The following is a 17,296-nucleotide window of genomic DNA, read 5'->3' on the forward strand; positions in this document are numbered from 1 at the left end:
TCCGACGAGGTGATATGAGGTTGTCCGGTGCGAGTCAACTGGGTGACGGCGTTTTTGGATCTGCCGCGTAGGGCGGACGTACGGGCGGCCGAGGCGTTCTGGCTGGACGTGACTGGCACGACGCTGTCGGCTCGGCGCGGGGAGTTCCTGGAGTTCGCCACCCTGTTGCCGGCCGAGGGCGACGCCTGCCTGCGGTTGCAGGTGGTGGACGGGGACGGTGGCTGTCACCTCGATCTGCATGTCGAGGACGTACGCGCCGAGATCGCCGGAGCCGTCGCGTTGGGCGCCGAGGTGGTCGACGACAAAGGGACCCTGGTCGTCTTCCGGTCGCCGGGCGGATTTCCGTTCTGCGTGGTGGCGCACCACAGCGAGAGCGTACGACCTGAGCCGGCGATCTGGCCGGACGGCCAGCGGAGCGCGGTCGACCAGCTGTGTCTGGACATTCCGCCGGCCACCTACCAGCGGGAGGCCGATTTCTGGTCGGCGCTGACTGGCTGGGAACGGCATCCCGCAGGGGAGTTCGAACACCTCGTACGTCCCGACCGCATGCCCATAAGACTGCTGCTGCAACGGCTGGAGGAGCCGGAGCCGTTCGTACGAGCGCACCTGGATTTGGCTTGCGACGGGCGGGAGCCAGAGGTGCGCCGGCACCAGGCGCTCGGGGCCTCTTTCGTACGAGCAACCGACGACTGGCTTACCCTGCTGGACCCCGCTGGACTGCCGTACTGCATCACTACCCGGGTGCCAGCTGGCGGGGCTGGTGGGTAAGGTAAAGAGTGCCGTGACTGGCGTACGAGCGGATCGCGCGGACGTGGAAGCGACCACGAGGAAGCGGCACACCTGGCTTGCGCTGGGGAGTTTTCCGGAGTGCCGTTCGCCTGGGCACGCCGGGTCCGTTCTCGCTGCGCCGGCAGCGGATCGACCCGAGATCGCCAGGAGAGCCGATGACAGACACCCGTCACCCCGCCCTGTCCGCCCAGGACCCGGAAATCGCCGCGCTGATTGGCGCCGAGGAGCAGCTGCAGGCCGACACGCTGCGGATGATCGCGTCCGAGAACTACGTGTCCGCCGCTGTCCTTGAGGCCACCGGTACGGTCCTGACGAACAAGTATTCCGAAGGATATCCGGGCAAGCGTTACTACGAGGGCCAGCAGAACATCGACCCGATCGAGACGCTGGCGATCGACCGCGCGAAGGCGCGCTTTTTTCGGCGCCGCCCACGCCAATGTCCAGCCGTATTCGGGCGCGCCCGCCAACCTCGCGATCTACCTGGCATTCCTGCAGCCGGGCGAGACCGTGCTCGGCATGTCGCTGCCGATGGGCGGCCATCTCACCCACGGCTGGGGTGTCTCGGCCACCGGCAAGTGGTTTCGCGGCGTGCAGTACGGCGTCCGCAAGGAGACCGGCCGGATCGACATGGACGAGGTCCGCGACCTGGCGCTGGCCGAGCGGCCGAAGCTGATTTTCTGCGGCGGTACGGCCGTGCCGCGCACCATCGACTTCGCCGCGTTCGCCGAGATCGCCCATGAGGTCGGCGCGGTGCTGGCCGCGGACGTGGCGCACATCGCCGGTCTGATCGCCGCTGGCGTGCATCCCTCGCCGATCCCGCACGCGGACGTTGTCTCCACCACCACGCACAAGACTCTGCGCGGACCCCGCGGCGCGATGCTGATGGCCAAGGAAGAGCACGCCAAGGCGGTCGACCGGGCGGTTTTCCCGGGCCTGCAGGGCGGCCCGCACAACCACACCACCGCGGCGATCGCGGTGGCGCTGAAGGAAGCCGCCACCGAGGACTTCCGTGCGTACGCGCAGCAGGTGGTCACCAACGCGAAGGCGCTCGGTGAGGAGCTGGCCGCCCGCGGCTTCGAGTTGGTCTCCGGCGGCACCGACAACCACCTGCTGCTGATGGACGTGACCAGCAAGGGCATCGCCGGCAAGCCGGCGGCGCAGGCGCTGGACCGGGCCGGCATCGTGGTCAACTACAACACCGTGCCGTTCGACCCGCGCAAGCCCTTCGACCCGTCGGGCCTGCGGATCGGTACGCCGTCGCTGACTTCGCGGGGTCTGCGGGCTTCGGAGATGGCGACCGTCGCCGGATGGATCGACCGGGTCGTAGAGGCCGCCCGGGACCAGGACGAGGACACCATCGCCAAGGTCCGTTCCGAGGTCAAGGCCCTCATGGACGGTTTCCCGGCGCCGGGTTTTTGCCGGTCGCCTGATCGGGGTATCCCGAAAGGTCACGGGCGGTCGGCGCAGATGCCGGCCGCCCGTCGGCCAAGCTGGCCGCTGAAAAAGCTTGCACGAGGTGACCGTCGGCGCGTGCAATGGGGAAATGACGCTGACCGTGACGTTCGCGGGCACCGGCGACGCCTTCGGCAGCGGCGGCCGGCTGCAGGCATGCATCCACGTACGCCGGGAATCCGGTGGCGTCTTCCTGATCGACTGTGGCACCACCTCGATGGTGGCGATGCGGCGCCTGGGCCTGGATCCAGGCGAGGTGCGTACGGTCTTTCTTTCGCACTTGCACGCCGACCATTTCGGTGGGCTGCCGTTCCTGATCCTGGACGGCCAGTTCACTGGCCGGCTGGACAACCTTTTGGTCAGCGGACCGGTCGGCACCGAGGACCGGCTGGTCGCCGCAATGGAGGTCTTCTTCCCTGGATCTTCAGCGGTCAGACGAAAATTCCGCACCCGTACGGTCGAGTTGGCGGAGCAGGGTGCCGGCATCGACCTGCCCAAGGACATCGACGGCGTACGAGTGCGGGCATGGTTGGGCGATCATCCCAGCGGTGCGCCGGCCTTCGTGCTGCGGCTCGAAGTGGACGGCAAGGTGATCGCCTACACCGGCGACACTGCTTGGACGGACGGGATCATCGAGGCGTCAGCTGGCGCGGATCTGCTGATCGCCGAGTGCTACTACCGCGCCAGGGCGGTTCCGTATCACCTCACTTATGAGACTTTACTTTCGTACGCTGGGAAACTCACCTGCAAGCGGGTGATCCTCACCCACCTGTCCTGCGATGTCCGCGATCACCGCGCTGATCTCGCGTACGAGACAGCCGACGACGGACTGGTCATGCGGGTCTAGCCGGCGAAAACCTGGATCTCGGACAGGCCGTTGTTCAGGCTGCCGGTGCCGCTGGCAGTGACCTGGAACCGGATCGAAGTGGTTGTCCTGGTGGGGAAAGTGACCACCTTGCCGAGCCGGGTGTTGTCGATTCCGGACACCGCGACCGTGCTGCCGTCGCTGAAGGTGAGAGTGCCGCCCATCGTCCAGTCGATCAGGTTGTTCCGGTCGTAAAGGACAACACTGCCGACCGTCTGCACGGTAGGCCAGTTCAGCTGGATCCAAGGATTCTTTTCGCCCTGCGATCCCCATTCCCCGGCATACCACTGATTGATGATCTCGTCGGTCGCTCCGGTGGCCGGCAGAGTGCCGTCGGCCGTGGAGGAAAAGACCGAGGAGGCCGAGACATCGGCGGCCGAAGCCAGGTTCGCGGCCTGGAACACCTGCAATTCGGAGAGTCCGACATCGCTGCCGGTCCCACCGTCTGCCTGGAATTGGACCCAGCCCACCGATCTGGCCGGAAAGGACACCGATTTCGGCGAGCCGTCGGTCGCGATGCCGGTCACCGGAACGGAACTGCCGTCGCTGAAGGTCAGCGTGCCGCTGTTCGCGTGGCCGCTCCCGCCGACCTGGTCGCGAAGGACAACTTCGTTGACAGGGCGAGGATTGATCCAGGTCGTACGAATCCATGGCGTTGATTCGGTGGACACCCACTGTCCGTTGGCCTGTCCGGAAATGCCGTCGACCGCGTTCACCTGGGAATGCGCGCCGGTGTCCAGCTGCGAGGAGCTGGTGACGGTCGCGTCCGGCGCCACGTTGTCACCGTGGAAAACCTGGAATTCGGACAGCCCGCTGTTGAGGGTTCCACTGGAACTGCTGTCGACTTGCAGCCGTACCGATGAAACATCGCGTGGCGCGAAGGAAATCGCTTTGCCGGTCCCGTCATCGGACAGTGCTGGTACGGGTACGGAGCTGCCGTCGCTGAAGATCAACGTGCCGGAGGTGACCCGGTCGGTAGTGTTCGAGCGGTCATAGAGAACAACCCTGCCGATGGATTGCGCGGTCGGCCAAGTGAGCTGCACCCACGGGGTTTTCTCACCGTTGGAAGCCCATTCACCGAGGCCCCATCGACCGATGATGCCATCGGTCACCTCAGCCGCTACGAACCCGCCCGAAGACGAGGAAGCCGTTGCGGTGGCCGCCGGGGCGAGGTTGGTCTCGTCCGCGATCGGGTACGAGGTCAGGCGTACGCCGACAAGTGATTTGGCTGGCGCACTCAGCGGTACGGTCACGGCACCGGCACTGACGGCCAGCTGCGTTGACGAGCGCGGCGAGCCGACGGCCTGGTTGGCGCTGGCCTCGAAAACGTTCGCCTGCACCGAAGACCCGCCGCCAAGCCCGGTTAGCCGGAGGTCTATTTGCAGCGGGCTGGTGCCGTCGTTCACGACCCAGGCCACGTTCTCGCCGGCAGCCGTGTGGGCCGCCGCCGCGTTCGTCACCGGAGCCGCGTACGAGATGCCGCGGATCGTGCCGGGGCCCGCTCCGAGCCCGAGATCCTGGGACAGCAGGTGGTAAGCGCGTGACTTCGGGGTCATGGTGCCGTTGGCGTAAACCCCGAAGAAATCCGGGTTGACGGAGTTGTCATTGTCCGCGTAGAAAAGCGCCCCGTCGGTATGTTGCAAGTACATGTTCGTCAGCCGATTGCTGTCAAAGCTGATCATGTTCGGGTGGTCGTTGTTCATCGGATCGAGGTTGAAGGCGGGTGTCCAGTTCCACTCGGTCACGTAGACCGGGAAGGTCGGTCCCCGCCGGCGGCGGCCGCGATCGACTTCCAGGTCGGCACCACGTCGTTTGCCGCTGTCGAATAGTGGTGGTAGCTCAGGAAGTTGATGTTGGCGGCGGGGATATTGGGATCCTGGAAGAGTGCGGTGGCCCAACTGGTGAGCGTCGGGTTGGAAACCACCGGGCCGCCGATGGGAATGGTGCTGTCCACCGAGCGGACGGCATGCGACGCGTGCTGGTAGATGTCTTTGTACGCTCGCAAATTGTCGCCCTGGTAGGGGCTGCCGGTGGTGTTCAGGAAGTGGTCGAGGTCCGGCTCGTTCCAGATTTCCAGCATATCGACCTTGCCCTGGAAATGCTGGTAGATCTTCTTGACGATGTCCTCGTACACGTCGAAATCCTGCGGTGGCGAGAAATAGTCACAACCGCTGCAGCCGTAGCCGAGCCACGGCGTGTCGTAGCTCATGATGAGCAGCACTTTGAAGCCACGGCTGTGATAGGTGTCCGCCCAGCCGTATTTGCTCCAGTCCCAGGTGGATGGATCCTGGATGTTGTTCACGTTGTTCTTGTAGTTGGCGACCGTGCTGTTCGGCAGGATGTCGTTCAGATAGGCGTCGCGCCGCAGCATGGTTACGCCGGACTGGCGGAGGGCATCGACTTTGCTCGGATTGTCGAGGGTGTTGATCCCGCCGCCGAGCACGTAGGGCGAGCCGGTGCCGTTATTTGCCGAGAAATCGGCCGTCACGGTGGACACCGGGCCGTCCGCGGCCGCCGGAGTATTCGGGAGAAGAGCCGCCACGAGGCCAAAAGCGGCCGTAAGGAGGGCGGCAAGCAGGAGTCGGGGCAGCGCTTTCCGAGGCATCTTGGTCCCTCTTCTGGGCTCGGGTGACTTGGCACGCTAACCAGAGCGCGTTAACGTGTCAATGGATGTCCTCGTGGTGGTCCAAAAGCGCACTAAGATGACAAGTTAACCAGGTCCGCGAGCTTGGACCGGAGCGGAGCGGACATCAGCGGTCAGCCGAAAATCCCCCGGTACGAGCAGGTCAAGCAGGACCTGCTGGGGATGGTCTCGCGCGGCGAGTACGTGCCAAATGAGCCGTTTGTCAGCCAACGCGAGGTCTGCGAGCGGTTCGGAGTGAGCACCACGACCGCGATCAAGGCGCTCAACGATCTGGTCTCTGACGGCGTACTGATCAGGCAACAGGGCCGGGGCACGTTCGTCGCGGAGCGGCCGGCGCCCGTCAAGCCGACCCGCCGGGGGAGTGTGCGCTCGATCGCCTGCGTCATCCACGGCATGGGCCCGCACCTGTCGGCGATCGTCAGCGGAGTCGAGTCCGTGTGCGCCGATCTGGGCATCCAGCTGGTGTTGTCGGACAGCAAGGCATCGGTCGAGGTGCAGGACCGTTCGATCCGCCGGGCACTGGACAACGGAGTCAGCGGAGTGGTGCTGTATCCGGTCGACGGCGACTCGCCGTCGCCGGCGGTGGCCGAGCTGGTCCGGCGACAGGTGCCGCTGGTCACCGTGGACCGCTATTTTCCCGAGCTGGCTACGGATGCGGTGATCGTCGACAACTTCGCGGTGGGCTTCGAGCTGACCAGCTATCTGCTTGGCCAGGGGCACCAGCGGATGGCGACGCTGTGGGACGAGGCGGACTGTACGAGCGTGCGTGACCGGCTGAGTGGACACGTTCACGCGCTCACCACTTACGGCGTGCCCGTATGCCCCGACTTCACCTTGCTCAGGTCCTATCGCCAGCTTCCGGAGCCGGAGCGAAAGGCGATCCTGAGCGGGTTGCTGGATGGTCCGGAGCCGCCGACGGTTTTGCTTTGTGCGCACGGATACATGGTCGCCACGGTCGCGCACGATCTCGCCGCGCTCGGCCGCGAGGTGCCGGGCGAGGTCGAGCTGGCCGGGATGGACGACGCCGGCCCGTTCAACGTTCTGCCGCTGACCATCGCGGCCGCCGCCCTGCCGGCCACCGAAATGGGCCGGCAGGGGATGCGGCTGCTAGCCGAGCGCATCGACGAGGGGAAATCGGAGCGTCCGTGCCGCCGAGTAGTGCTGCCGGTCAGTATCCGTACGCGCGAATCCGCGCTCGGCTACCTGAAGGTCGTCAGCAGTTAGGCCCCGTCTGGCTATCGCCCGGCGGAATAACTAGACAGGACCTAGACGACTTCGTAGCGGACGGTGATGACGCCGGAACCGGTGGAGGCGATCTTCTCAAAGGCCGCGGTCGAGAGGTCCAGGCAGCGACCGGCCACGTACGGGCCGCGGTCGTTGATGCGGACGGTGACCGACTCGTTGTTGCGGATGTTGGTCACCCGCACGTGCGTGCCGAAGGGCAGCGTCTTGTGCGCGGCGGTCATGGCGTTGGGGTTGAACCGCTCGCCGGAGGCGGTGTTCTGGCCGTCGCCATAGAAGGACGCTTTGCAGGTGCTGCCGCCGGTGACCGCGCGCGCCGCCGTCGCCGCTGCCCGAGCCCGAGCCGCCGGTGCTGGAGCTCCTGGTGGACCGGTCCGAGCTGGGCGAACCGCTGGGCGACGGGGTCGCGGTTGGCCGGCCAGCCATCGCGGGGGAGGCGCGGTCGCCGTCGAGATACCGGCGTGCGTCCGGGGACACCGACGGTGTCGGAGCGACCGTCTGCTTGGGCGTCGTCACGTGCACCTGGGTGGACGGCTCGGCCGCGGAGCTGTAGTGAACGGCTGCCACGCCCGCGCTGGCGATGGCCAACACGCCGACAGCGGCGGCGCCGGCAATCAGATAGCGCGTACGCGGCACCCGGCGAAACGCGCGTGGCGGCTGCTTCGGCTGATCCTCGACAGGAGTCTGCTGGTCGTGGACGGAGGGAACGGCTTCGGTGCCTTCCTCCGGGACGACCACGTTGAACTCTGCGGTGTCGGTGGGATCGAACGGCTCGTCGTTGCTGTGCCTACCGGACAAAGCGGACCTTCCACTGGAGTACGGGATGATCTGCGCAAGTCCGGTGCTTGACCAGAATCCCGCTGGAAGGGGATATTCACCGGCGCTGATCGGGGTCGCCACCGGCGGCACTGGCGGCTGGCGACCTGGCAAACTCTGGCACGTCGATGGGCCTTTGTTCGCCGTTCCGATCAATCTGTGAACCTTGTCGCAGACAACGTCGAAACTGTAACGCTGGTGGCATTCCCAGACGATAAGGAGCTATTTCCTATCTGTGGCGCGCATGAAGAGTCGTGGACCACACCGCAGCGCCGGAATTGTCCCGCAACCGTACCGTGAGGTCCTTGCTGGCGCCATTGATGGACACTTGACCGAAAAACTGGAACTCGCTGGCCGGTGAGGTGTTGGCGACCGTCGGTGCCTTCACACGAACACCTGCTGTACGCCAAAAGTGCCGTCCAGTTTGTCCGGCGGGAATGCGCCGGCGTTCAGCGGCCCGGCGACGAACTGCCAGAACGGGTGGAAATCGGGGAATGCGGCCTTCTCCGGATCGAAATACTGGGCCGCCGTGTAGTGCACGTCGGTGGTCAGCCACACGACGTTGCGAATGTCCTGCCTCTTAAGGAAAGAAAGGATGTCCGCGATCTGGATCTCACGGCCGAGCGGGTGTCCGGGGTCACCCTGGGAGACCGCCTCGAAATGGTCCGTACCATCGGGTACGACCATTCCCAACGGCATGTCGTTGGAGATGACTTTCCAAGTCGCGGTCGAGGCAGCCAGCTCCCGCTTGAGCCACTCCGCCTGGTAGCGGCCGAGAATGCCGCCGTTGTCGTACGGCAGCGCGTCAGTGGAGTTCGCGTCCCGGAAAGTCCGCATGTCCAGCACGAAAACGTCCAGTAACGGCCCGTGGTGCAGAACCCGGTAAACCCGGCCCTGCGGATCATAAACTGGATTGATCGGGGTGAATTCGTGGAACGCCCGCCGGGCCCGGGAGGCCAGCACGTCCATTCGCTTTTCGGTGTACTGCGGGTCATCCAGGATCTGACCGGGATACCAGTTGTTATGTGTCTCGTGGTCGTCCCACTGCTGGATCTGCGCGACTTGTGAGTAGAACTCGCGAAGGTTCTGGTCCATCAGGTTGTACTTGTAGTTTCCGCGATATTCGGTCAAAGTCTCGGCGACTTTGGATTTCTCCACGGTGACCAGGTTGCGCCAGGTGCTGCCGTCCGGCAGCGGGACCGTCTCCTTGATGGGGTTGTCCGCGTAGATGTTGTCGCCGTTGCAGATGTAGAAGTCGGGGTTCAGCTTGCGCATCGCCGAGAAAATCCGGAAACCACCGCGCGCGGTGTCGATTCCCCAGCCCTGGCCGGCGAGGTCGCCGGCCCACAGGAACGAGACATCACCGCGGGCGATCGGCGCGGTACGGAATGACCGGTCTGGGACTGGCCGGTGAGCGTCGAGTCGTGCAGGTCGATCGGGGTGATCCGGTAATGCACGTCCCGAGCCGGCGGCAGGGCCGGCAGGATGGTCTTGCCGGTGAGGTCGGTACGTGGGGTGACCACCGGGCCGAGGATCCGCCGGGCTCGGCGGAACTCGGGATCCGATCCGTACTCGACCAACAGCCGGGCCGGCCGGTCGGCGCGGGCCCACACCGTGCCACTGGTGGCGGTCACGTCACCGGACTGCAGTCCGTGCGTGAGGACCGGGCGACCGGATCGTACGACCGCCGCGGCCGCTATTCCGGGAACCGCCAGCGCGCCCGCGACCAAGCCTGCGCTGAGCACCGACCGCCGGCTCACCGAGCTCCGACCGTTTCTGGACACCATGCCGAGACCTGCCTTTACCTGCGCGAATGTGGCCGCAGGCAGTCTTACCGGGCGGAGTCGACCGGCAGGTGGACAGTCGGTGTCCGTCAGGTGGCGATGGTGGGTGGGCAGGATCGCCGGGGTGCTGCCGGCGATCAGCCGAACCGCCTCGGATTCGGTGACATCGATGACGAAGTGCCCACCGTGCGGCGTACCAGTGGTCGCCACCAGGGTGACCAGGCCGAGACGGCGCTGGAAGAACGACCGGTGGATCCGCCAGCCGATGATGCCGTCGATCCCGATCGCGGTGGTTTCCCTTTGCAGACTGCCCTTGCGACTAACCAGGTAGCGATCGGTCAGCGCGTGCCCGAGGCTGCGGGCCCGGTCCCAGCCCAAAATCGCGGCCAGCGGCAGCAATACCAGCGAGATGGTGAAGACCCAGGCTGGCAGGATGGCGAACCAAGCCAGTGCGGCGGCGATCACCACCAGGATCGCGGCGACCCCGATCGCCCTGGTGAAGCGCCGGCGAATGGCCGCTGCCGGGTGCTTCAGCAGCAGCGCAGTGGTGGTCGGGTCGGTGGTTTCCCGCAGCACCTTGGCGGTCACCTTGTGCGCCTCGGCGAGCGGAGCCGGCGGCAGCAGCAGGCCGCCGCTGGATCGCTCGGCGCCCTTGCCGCCGCGGCTGAGGCCGGCCGCGATCGCGCTGACCCGGGCGCCTCGGACGATCCGCAACGGCAGCGGTTCCTTGATCTCGATGCCGCGCAGCCGGCGTTCCTCGATGGACACCGACCGGGTGGTCAGCAGGCCGCGGCGGATGTGCAGGGTGCCGGCCTGCTCACGGGTGAGCCGGAAATTCCAGTACGCCAACACATAAGCGACGGTCGAGCAGATTGCCACGACCACCACCAGAATGACCAGAATAACGGCGACGGCGGCCAGCACGCCCATTTGCTCGACTGTGGTGATGGCCTGTTGCACCGGGCCGTACCGCTCCAGGGCGATCCGGAAGTCGTTGACCGAATGGCCGAAGATGCCGACCGCCGCACCGACCGCGGCGAGGCCCGACAGGGTGAAGGGAGCAAAGCGCAGCCATCCCGGATCCAGCCGGACCAATTCGGTCTCGGTCTCGTCCCCGGCCGCCGCGTCCACTGGGAACTGTTGAGTCGTTTTGGTGGTGGAGACGGATGTACGGTGCAGCAGCTCGGTCCGCATCGCCGCGGCGGCTTGCGCGGTGATGGCGTCGAGCTTGAGTTTGTCGTGCCGTTCGGTGGTTTGTTGGCCGGTGCCGATAGTCACCGCCGACAGCTTGAAAAAGCGGTGCATGAGGTCGGAGGACATGTCGACCGTACGGATCCGGTCCCGCGGCACTCCAATATGCCGGCGGCGGAGCAGGCCGGTGCGCAGCTCGACCTGGTCCGGGCCGATCCGGTACGACGTGGTGAACCAGTGCAGGATGCCGAGGAAGATCACTATGGCGACGCCGATGAAGCTGTAGTACTCGTACTGGAATCCGCCGGACACCCTGCCGGCGACGAAAATGGCGAACAGCGGCACAACGAACTTGACCAGCTCTCGTACCGGCCGGATGAGCAGCATCTTCGGGTCGAGCCGGCGCCAACCGTCGTCTTCAACCGCGGTTTCGGCCGGCTCGTGCTCGGAGGTGTGGGCCTGGGCGGTCACGTGGCATCCCCGCGGGTCGCCTGCGTGGTGGCGGTCAGCTCGTCGACCAGCCGGGCCGCCACGTCCGCGTCCAAGCCTTCGATGCTGACCGGGCCGGCCGACGAAGCGGTCGTGATGGTCACCTTGGAGAGCTTGAAAAGTTGCTCCAGCGGGCCGCGCTCGGTGTCGACGGTCTGGATCCGGGACACCGGGGCCACCCGGAACTCCTGGTTGATCCAGCCGGCCTTGGTGTAGACCGCCTCGGCGGTGGTTTGCCAGCGGTGCACCCGGAACCGCCACTGCGGCATCACGACGGCATGGGCCGCACCGATCACCACAGTGACGGCGATGGTCGCCCACAACCACGGCTGCTGCGAAATGACGAGCGCGACGACTTGGCCGGCAATCAGGACGAGCCAGCCGAGGGCAACTCGTACGGTCCAGTAGCCAATCGCCTTGCGACTGACGAGGTTTTGAGGCGTAGCCAGCCGCATGCCGCTCGGCTCGGCAAGAGATCCGGTCGTTGTTTCGGTCACGCTCTCACTGTCTCCCACCGCCGAGGTCGCCGCCAGTGCCAGGGCGACCACTGGAACCCCTGTCATTTGTCATTGTCCACGGCGGTGCGGATGTCCGTTACGCGACTGTGCCCGCCTTGCGCAAATCGCTGATCTGGTCGCGTAGGCCCAGCTCAGCGAGCACCGCGTCGGTGTCCTGGCCGGCCCGCGGCGGGGCGGCCGGGGTAGCCGCCGGTGTACGGTCGAAGCGCGGCGCCGGCGCCGGCTGCGTAACCCCCGCGACCTCGACAAACGTGCCGCGCTCGGCGTTGTGCGGGTGGCTCGGCGCCTCGCCGGGAGTCAGGACGGGCGCGAGGCACGCGTCGCTCGCGGCCGCCAGCTCCGCCCACTCGTCGCGGGTCTTCGTCTTCACCGCGGCGCCAATCCGCTCGCGCAACCGCGGCCACTGGCTCGGGTCCATCCGGTTCTCGACGTCCTCGAACCGAAGGATGGTCAGCAGTTCCTGGTAGAACTTCTCTTCCAGCGCACCAATTGCGACGTATTTGCCGTCGGCTGTCTCGTACGTGTCATAGAAAGGCGAGCCGCCGTCGAGCAGATTGGTGCCCCGCGGCCCATTCCACATGCCCACTGCCCGCATCCCGTGCATGAACGTCGTCAAGAGTGCGGCCCCGTCGACCATCGCCGCGTCCACGACCTGGCCTTTGCCGGAGCGCTCCCGCTCGAACAGCGCGGCGAGAATGCCGGTGGCCAGCAGCAGCCCGCCGCCACCGAAGTCGCCGAGCAGATTCAGCGGCGGGACGGGCGTCTGGCCGGCGCGGCCGATCGGCTCCAGCGCCCCGGCGATCGCGATGTAGTCGATGTCGTGGCCGGCGGTGGGCGCGAGCGGACCCTGCTGCCCCCAGCCGGTCATCCGGCCGTAAACCAGCCGCGGGTTCCGCGCGAGACAGTGCGCCGGCCCGTACCCGCCGCGCTCAGTGACACCGGGACGGAAGCCTTCGATGAGTACGTCCGACCTCTCGACCAGCCGCAGAAGGATGTCCACGCCCGCGGGATGCTTCGTATCCACCGCGATTGACCTGCGGCTACGCGCGAGTGGATCGCCAGGGGCGCCAGCGACCGACGTTCGCTCGACGCGTACGACATCCGCGCCGTAATCGGCGAGGACAGTCGCCGCGAACGGCGCCGGCGCCAGCCCGGCGAGCTCGATGACTGTCAGTCCCTGCAGCGGTCCACTCATGCGCTCCACCCTCCAGCTGACACCTGGGCTAACCTACTGAACGTACGCTAACCCAGGTGTCTGGCAGGGTGCAGCAAGCCTCTTACGGGTCGCAGCTCTCGATGTGCACGACCGCCGGCGAGATGTTTCCCCAGACATGGTGTTCGTACGAGTAGAGGTCGCTCGGGCCTTTGCCCCAAAGTTCGTTGTTGGCGGCCTCAAAATAGAAGACGCCGCTGGGCGTTCATGTAGGCACCGGGCGAGTCGACTCGCCAGATGCAGTTGCGGGAACCATGCTGTGCCGCGCTGGCGGCGACCGGCGCCATCGTGGCCGCGCCGATGGACAACGCGAGGGCGGTGGCCACCACGGCCGGGACAAACTTGTTCACCAGAATCACCTTTCGCTGAAAAATGAGCGATATCAGCAAAGCAGGTGCCGCTTGCACGACGCTGACGATTCGCTGTCACGATGCCGCTGGCCAGGCCTAGGCGATGCGAACCCCGCGTCGTACCACCGCGGCGGGCTTGCCCAGCACCGAAGGATCCTCACGGGGATCGTCTTCGTACGTCACCACGTCCGCCGGCTCTGCGTCGACGAAACCGGGCCGGCCGAGGAAGGTGCGGGCGGTGGTGGTGGCCGATCGCAGGGCGTCCACAGGGGACAGTCCACAGTGGACAAGGTTGCTGACTTCCTGAGGAAGGAAGCCGACCACGTCCGTACCGGTCATGATCGGTACGCCGAGCCGATGGGCGAGTGGGATCATCGTCTTCATCCGCTCGATGCGGGCGGCCCGGCGGCGAAGGAAATATTCGGAGTCGGTGGCACGCGGGGGAGCCATCGTCATGCAGAGCGTCGGCGTCCAGCCGGCACCGGTGGCGGCCATCGTGTGCAGGCTCGCCTCGTCCATCTCGTCGCCGTGTTCGACGCTGTCGATCCCGAGCGGGACCAGGTTCGCCAGGTGAGTGGACTGCGTGTGGGCCGCTACCCGGCCACCGGCGGCGTGGACGGCGTCGACCATCGCTCGTACGGACTCCAGCGGGTAGGTCGGCGTGGACGGCACGCCTCTCTGGAGTTTGTACGGGAAGTCGCCGACCAGCTTGACCCATTGCGCCCCGAGCTGGATCTGCTCGACCGCCGCCGCGGCCAGATCGTCGGCGTGGACGGGCGTGTGCGCGCCGGGGAAGTAGTAATCCTGTGACGAAAGGAAGCGCCCGGCGGCGAGCACGCCCGACGAGGGATCGCGGGCCAGTTCCAAGGTCAGCGCCGGGTCGCCGCCGACATCGCGGATCAGCAGGGTGCCGGCCGTACGCGCGGCGGCCAACGTCGCATCGCGGAAGGCGCGGTCGGCCAGCACCATCGTGCCGTCCCGCAGTGTCAGGGTGAGGTGAGCATGCGCATCCACCAAACCGGGCAAAACATATCGACCGGGGAGTATTTCGGCACTGTCATGAGGTGTACGCGTTAAGCGGCCGTCAGAAATCCAAAGCTGGTCTTCCAGGCCGTCGGGCAGGAGAGTCGTCGGTAGGCGCCACATGACCCACAATGATCACACTTATCGCGAGCAGCAGGTGGAGGCAGGCATGGAGTTGTCGGGAGCCGGGATTGTGGTCACCGGGGCTGGGCGGGGGATCGGGGCGGCGTTGGCGCGCCGGTTCGCCGCCGACGGCGCGCGGCTGGTGCTGGCGGACCTCGACGGCGACGCGGTCGGCGAGGTGGCTGCTGAGCTGGGTGGACTCGGCGTCGGAGCGGATATCTCCAGTGCCGAAGGCAACCGTGAGTTGGTGGCCAAGGCAAGGGAAAACCTCGGTGAGATCGACATCTTCTTCGCCAACGCCGGCACTCCGGCCGGCCGTGGCATCGATTCGCTGGACAGTGACTGGCAGCTTGCGTGGCAGGTCAACGTGATGGCGCACGTGTACGCGGCGCGCGAGTTGATGCCAGCGTGGGTGCAGCGCGGCCGCGGCCATTTCGTCAGTACGGCGTCCGCCGCTGGCCTCCTGACCATGATCGGCGCGGCGCCCTATTCGGTCACCAAGCACGGCGCGGTGGCCTTCGCCGAATGGCTCTCGATCACGTACGGCGACCAAGGAATCACCGTTCAGTGTCTGTGTCCGCAGGGCGTACGCACCGCGATGCTGGCCGGCTCCGGCGAGGTCGGCAAGGCGATTCTCGGGGACAGCGCGATCGAGCCCGAGGAAGTCGCCGACACGGTGGCCGCCGCGTTGCAGACCGGCGAGTTCCTGATCCTGCCGCACCCGGAGGCGAAGGGTTACTACGAGTATCGGGCCGCCAAGCCCGACCGCTGGCTGGCCGGCATGCGTGATCTCCAGAAGCAGGCCACTGAGCAGGGCAACCAGGACCTGACTGACCGGTAGGGTGTGACCGGAATCGCCGATGACGGGATGGGGGTGGCCCGGTGCATCTCGACGCCATCGGCCGTGAACTGGCTGGCCACTGGTTCGTGTACGCGTCGATGCCGATCATCGCGGCGATCATTGGCTATGTGACCAAACGGGTCGCTATCGAGATGATGTTCCGCCCGATGGAGTTCATCGGCATCCCGCCATTCCTGGGCTGGCAGGGCATCGTGCCCAAGAACGCCCGCCGGATGGCCACCATCGCGTGTGAGCTGCTGATCGGCCGGCTGCTGGATCCGCAAGAGGTCGTCGACCAGCTTGATCCGGATCGGCTCGCCAAGGAGATGGAGGAGCCGCTCCGGCAGGTCGTACAGGACGTGGGCAGTCACGTACTGGCCCGCTATCAGCCCAATCTCTGGGAAATGTTGCCGCCGGTGGCGCAGCGGCTGCTGCTGTCCAACATCGAGTCGCGGGCGCCCGCGGTGACCCGCAAGCTGCTCGCCGAAGTGATGGCCGATGTGGACAGTTTCGTCGACATCAGGTCGATGGCGATCGAGAACATCACTCGGGACAAACATCTCTTGAACCGGCTGATCCGGGACATCTCCCGGGCCGAGTTCACCTTCATCGCCCGCTGCGGCCTGGTTTTCGGACTAGTCCTGGGTTTCGTACAGGTGGTGCTCTGGGCCCTCACCCAGCAGCCGCTGATCATGCCGATCTTCGGGCTGGTGGTGGGCGGGGCGACTGACTGGCTCGCGCTGAAGATGATTTTTTCCACCCGCGGGAGCCGAAGAAGTTCTTCGGTGTCGGCTGGCAGGGCCTGTTTCACCGCCGCCGCCAGGAAATCGCCGGCGACTACGGCCGGTTGATCGCCGAGGAAGTGCTGACCACCGACGCGGTGGTCGAGTCGCTGCTCACCGGACCTCGCTCGGATCGGCTGTTCGGCCTGGTCCAGCACGAAGTGCAAACCGTGATCGACGAGCAGAGCAGCATCGCCAAGCCGTTCGTGGTGCTGACCGTCGGATCGCGGCGCTACCAGGAAATGAAGGCGAGCGCGGCGCAGCTGGCGATGGCCCGGATGCGTGAGGCGATCATGCCGGCGGCCGGCTATGCCAGCGATGTGCTGGACATCGGTACGACGATCGCCGAGAAAATGCAGATGCTCAGCCCGATGGAGTTCGAGGAGCTGCTCCGGCCGGCCTTTCGTCAGGACGAGTGGAAACTCATCACGGTCGGCGCGATTATCGGCTTCCTGGTGGGGGAACTTCAGGTCCTGCTGTTGCTGGGCTGACTGGCCGGCTCGGCGTCGAGGGCGAGGCTGGTACGCCGCTCGGCCAGGTTTCGGGCGTCGGCCGGCAGGTCGTCGGCGTTGAGCACAGCGGTAGCAGGTCCGGTTCGACGGTCAGCGCCCGAAAGACCATCGCGATCGTGATGTGTCGTGCGCCGGCTGGTGGACCACCGTGACCGGATCACCGGAGCGGAGTTCGCCGGGCCGTACGATCCGCAGGTACGCGCCGGGCGTCGCGCGGCTCACCCACGTTTTGATCCATCCCCGCTGGTCCATCCACACCGCGAACGTTCGGCACGGGATCCGCGGCAGCGTCACCTGCAGCTCGACTTCGTCGCCGATCCGCCACCGCTCGCCGACCAGCGCGCCATTGACGTCGATCCCGGTCGTGGTCAGGTTTTCGCCGAAGAATCCCGGTAAAAGCGGCCGGCCCAGCTCGGTCGACCACACGTCCAGGTCCTCGCGCGCGTACGCGTAGACCGCCTGGTCGTCGCCGCCGTGGTTCGCCACGTCGATGATTTCGTCGCCCACCAGGCCGCTGCCGAGGCCGCCGTGTTTGGGTCCAGGGGAACGCAGCATCACCGGGCCCGCGACCGGTCGCTTGTCGATGCCGCTGAAGCCGGACTTGGCGGCGACCGGCCGCTTCTGGCCCACATTCAAGGACAACAAGAACCCCATTTGATCGA

General features: G+C 66.3%; 15 protein-coding genes, 5 pseudogenes and 1 riboswitch. Of the genes and pseudogenes, 10 read left to right on the forward strand and 10 right to left on the reverse strand.

What is annotated here, in order from left to right; all coding sequences use genetic code 11:
* The first annotated feature begins 27 nt into the window (after window positions 1–27).
* From GNX96_RS02090 to GNX96_RS62205, 4 genes and pseudogenes are all read left to right on the forward strand, one after another.
* Window positions 28–768, forward strand: a complete 741-nt coding sequence (locus GNX96_RS02090) for a VOC family protein (protein ID WP_163566801.1) — start codon at window positions 28–30, stop codon at window positions 766–768.
* Window positions 769–771: 3 nt separating this feature from the next.
* Window positions 772–891, forward strand: a riboswitch (ZMP/ZTP riboswitch).
* A gap of 53 nt (window positions 892–944) precedes the next feature.
* A pseudogene (locus GNX96_RS48055) lies at window positions 945–1,139 on the forward strand (serine hydroxymethyltransferase); the annotation flags it as partial.
* A pseudogene (locus GNX96_RS62200) lies at window positions 1,123–2,133 on the forward strand (serine hydroxymethyltransferase); the annotation flags it as partial. The pseudogenes GNX96_RS48055 and GNX96_RS62200, both read left to right, overlap by 17 nt.
* A 199-nt stretch (window positions 2,134–2,332) precedes the next feature.
* Window positions 2,333–2,950: pseudogene (locus GNX96_RS62205) on the forward strand (MBL fold metallo-hydrolase); the annotation flags it as partial.
* Window positions 2,951–3,084: 134 nt separating this feature from the next.
* On the opposite strand, the gene GNX96_RS02105 reads toward GNX96_RS62205, so the two are convergent.
* Window positions 3,085–4,851 (reverse strand): discoidin domain-containing protein, encoded by a 1,767-nt coding sequence (locus GNX96_RS02105; RefSeq protein ID WP_163566802.1) that lies wholly within the window; start codon window positions 4,849–4,851, stop codon window positions 3,085–3,087.
* Window positions 4,848–5,711 (reverse strand): GH39 family glycosyl hydrolase, encoded by an 864-nt coding sequence (locus GNX96_RS02110; RefSeq protein ID WP_163566803.1) that lies wholly within the window; start codon window positions 5,709–5,711, stop codon window positions 4,848–4,850. The genes GNX96_RS02105 and GNX96_RS02110 overlap by 4 nt, the downstream gene beginning before the upstream one ends.
* Before the next feature lie 123 nt (window positions 5,712–5,834).
* Here GNX96_RS02110 and GNX96_RS02115 point away from each other — a divergent pair, with 123 nt between their 5' ends.
* Window positions 5,835–6,974: a LacI family DNA-binding transcriptional regulator gene (locus tag GNX96_RS02115; RefSeq protein WP_279579107.1), complete on the forward strand. Its 1,140-nt coding sequence runs from the start codon at window positions 5,835–5,837 to the stop codon at window positions 6,972–6,974.
* A gap of 41 nt (window positions 6,975–7,015) precedes the next feature.
* Here the strand turns inward: GNX96_RS02115 and GNX96_RS02120 are convergent, their stop codons facing one another.
* Window positions 7,016–7,414 (reverse strand): septal ring lytic transglycosylase RlpA family protein, encoded by a 399-nt coding sequence (locus GNX96_RS02120; protein ID WP_279579187.1) that lies wholly within the window; start codon window positions 7,412–7,414, stop codon window positions 7,016–7,018.
* On the opposite strand from GNX96_RS02120, the gene GNX96_RS48065 reads away from it, so the two are divergent.
* On the forward strand, window positions 7,342–7,545 hold the full coding sequence (locus GNX96_RS48065; RefSeq protein ID WP_279579108.1) for a hypothetical protein: 204 nt from the start codon (window positions 7,342–7,344) through the stop codon (window positions 7,543–7,545). The two genes, GNX96_RS02120 and GNX96_RS48065, sit on opposite strands and share 73 nt — an antisense overlap.
* A 162-nt stretch (window positions 7,546–7,707) precedes the next feature.
* The gene (locus GNX96_RS02125) at window positions 7,708–7,971 is read left to right on the forward strand and encodes a hypothetical protein (protein ID WP_163566804.1); all 264 of its coding nucleotides are present in this window, start codon (window positions 7,708–7,710) and stop codon (window positions 7,969–7,971) included.
* 66 nt (window positions 7,972–8,037) lie between these two features.
* On the opposite strand, the pseudogene GNX96_RS60790 reads toward GNX96_RS02125, so the two are convergent.
* The 6 genes and pseudogenes from GNX96_RS60790 to GNX96_RS02155 all read right to left on the reverse strand — a co-directional run bounded on the left by GNX96_RS60790 (window position 8,038) and on the right by GNX96_RS02155 (window position 14,499).
* Window positions 8,038–9,595 (reverse strand): annotated as a pseudogene (locus GNX96_RS60790) (alkaline phosphatase D family protein).
* A gap of 165 nt (window positions 9,596–9,760) precedes the next feature.
* Window positions 9,761–11,170 (reverse strand): annotated as a pseudogene (locus GNX96_RS60795) (PH domain-containing protein); the annotation flags it as partial.
* 80 nt (window positions 11,171–11,250) lie between these two features.
* The gene (locus GNX96_RS02140) at window positions 11,251–11,835 is read right to left on the reverse strand and encodes a PH domain-containing protein (protein WP_279579111.1); all 585 of its coding nucleotides are present in this window, start codon (window positions 11,833–11,835) and stop codon (window positions 11,251–11,253) included.
* A gap of 31 nt (window positions 11,836–11,866) precedes the next feature.
* A complete protein-coding gene (locus tag GNX96_RS02145) occupies window positions 11,867–12,985 on the reverse strand; it encodes a CaiB/BaiF CoA transferase family protein (RefSeq protein WP_163566805.1) in 1,119 nt (372 codons plus the stop codon).
* A gap of 197 nt (window positions 12,986–13,182) precedes the next feature.
* Window positions 13,183–13,353 (reverse strand): hypothetical protein, encoded by a 171-nt coding sequence (locus GNX96_RS02150; protein WP_163566806.1) that lies wholly within the window; start codon window positions 13,351–13,353, stop codon window positions 13,183–13,185.
* A 96-nt stretch (window positions 13,354–13,449) separates the two neighbouring features.
* Entirely contained in the window at window positions 13,450–14,499 is a 1,050-nt protein-coding gene (locus GNX96_RS02155; RefSeq protein ID WP_279579112.1) for an amidohydrolase family protein, read from the reverse strand.
* Here GNX96_RS02155 and GNX96_RS02160 point away from each other — a divergent pair.
* From GNX96_RS02160 to GNX96_RS48085, 3 genes are read left to right on the forward strand one after another with little or no spacing between them, the layout of a single operon-like run.
* Window positions 14,498–15,340: an SDR family oxidoreductase gene (locus GNX96_RS02160; protein ID WP_279579113.1), complete on the forward strand. Its 843-nt coding sequence runs from the start codon at window positions 14,498–14,500 to the stop codon at window positions 15,338–15,340. The genes GNX96_RS02155 and GNX96_RS02160 overlap by 2 nt on opposite strands.
* Window positions 15,341–15,381: 41 nt before the next feature.
* Window positions 15,382–16,191 carry a DUF445 domain-containing protein gene (locus tag GNX96_RS48080; protein WP_279579114.1) on the forward strand — a complete coding sequence of 270 codons (810 nt, stop codon included), beginning with the start codon at window positions 15,382–15,384 and terminating at the stop codon, window positions 16,189–16,191.
* A complete protein-coding gene (locus GNX96_RS48085; RefSeq protein WP_279579115.1) occupies window positions 16,188–16,613 on the forward strand; it encodes a DUF445 domain-containing protein in 426 nt (141 codons plus the stop codon). Before GNX96_RS48080 ends, GNX96_RS48085 begins: the two co-directional genes overlap by 4 nt.
* A gap of 111 nt (window positions 16,614–16,724) precedes the next feature.
* On the opposite strand, the gene GNX96_RS02170 is transcribed toward GNX96_RS48085, so the two are convergent.
* Entirely contained in the window at window positions 16,725–17,288 is a 564-nt protein-coding gene (locus tag GNX96_RS02170; protein ID WP_313885567.1) for an MOSC domain-containing protein, read from the reverse strand.
* Between the last annotated feature and the right edge of the window lie 8 nt (window positions 17,289–17,296).

Source organism: Fodinicola feengrottensis, from assembly GCF_010993775.1.
GTDB classification, from domain to species: Bacteria; Actinomycetota; Actinomycetes; order Mycobacteriales; family HKI-0501; genus Fodinicola; species Fodinicola feengrottensis.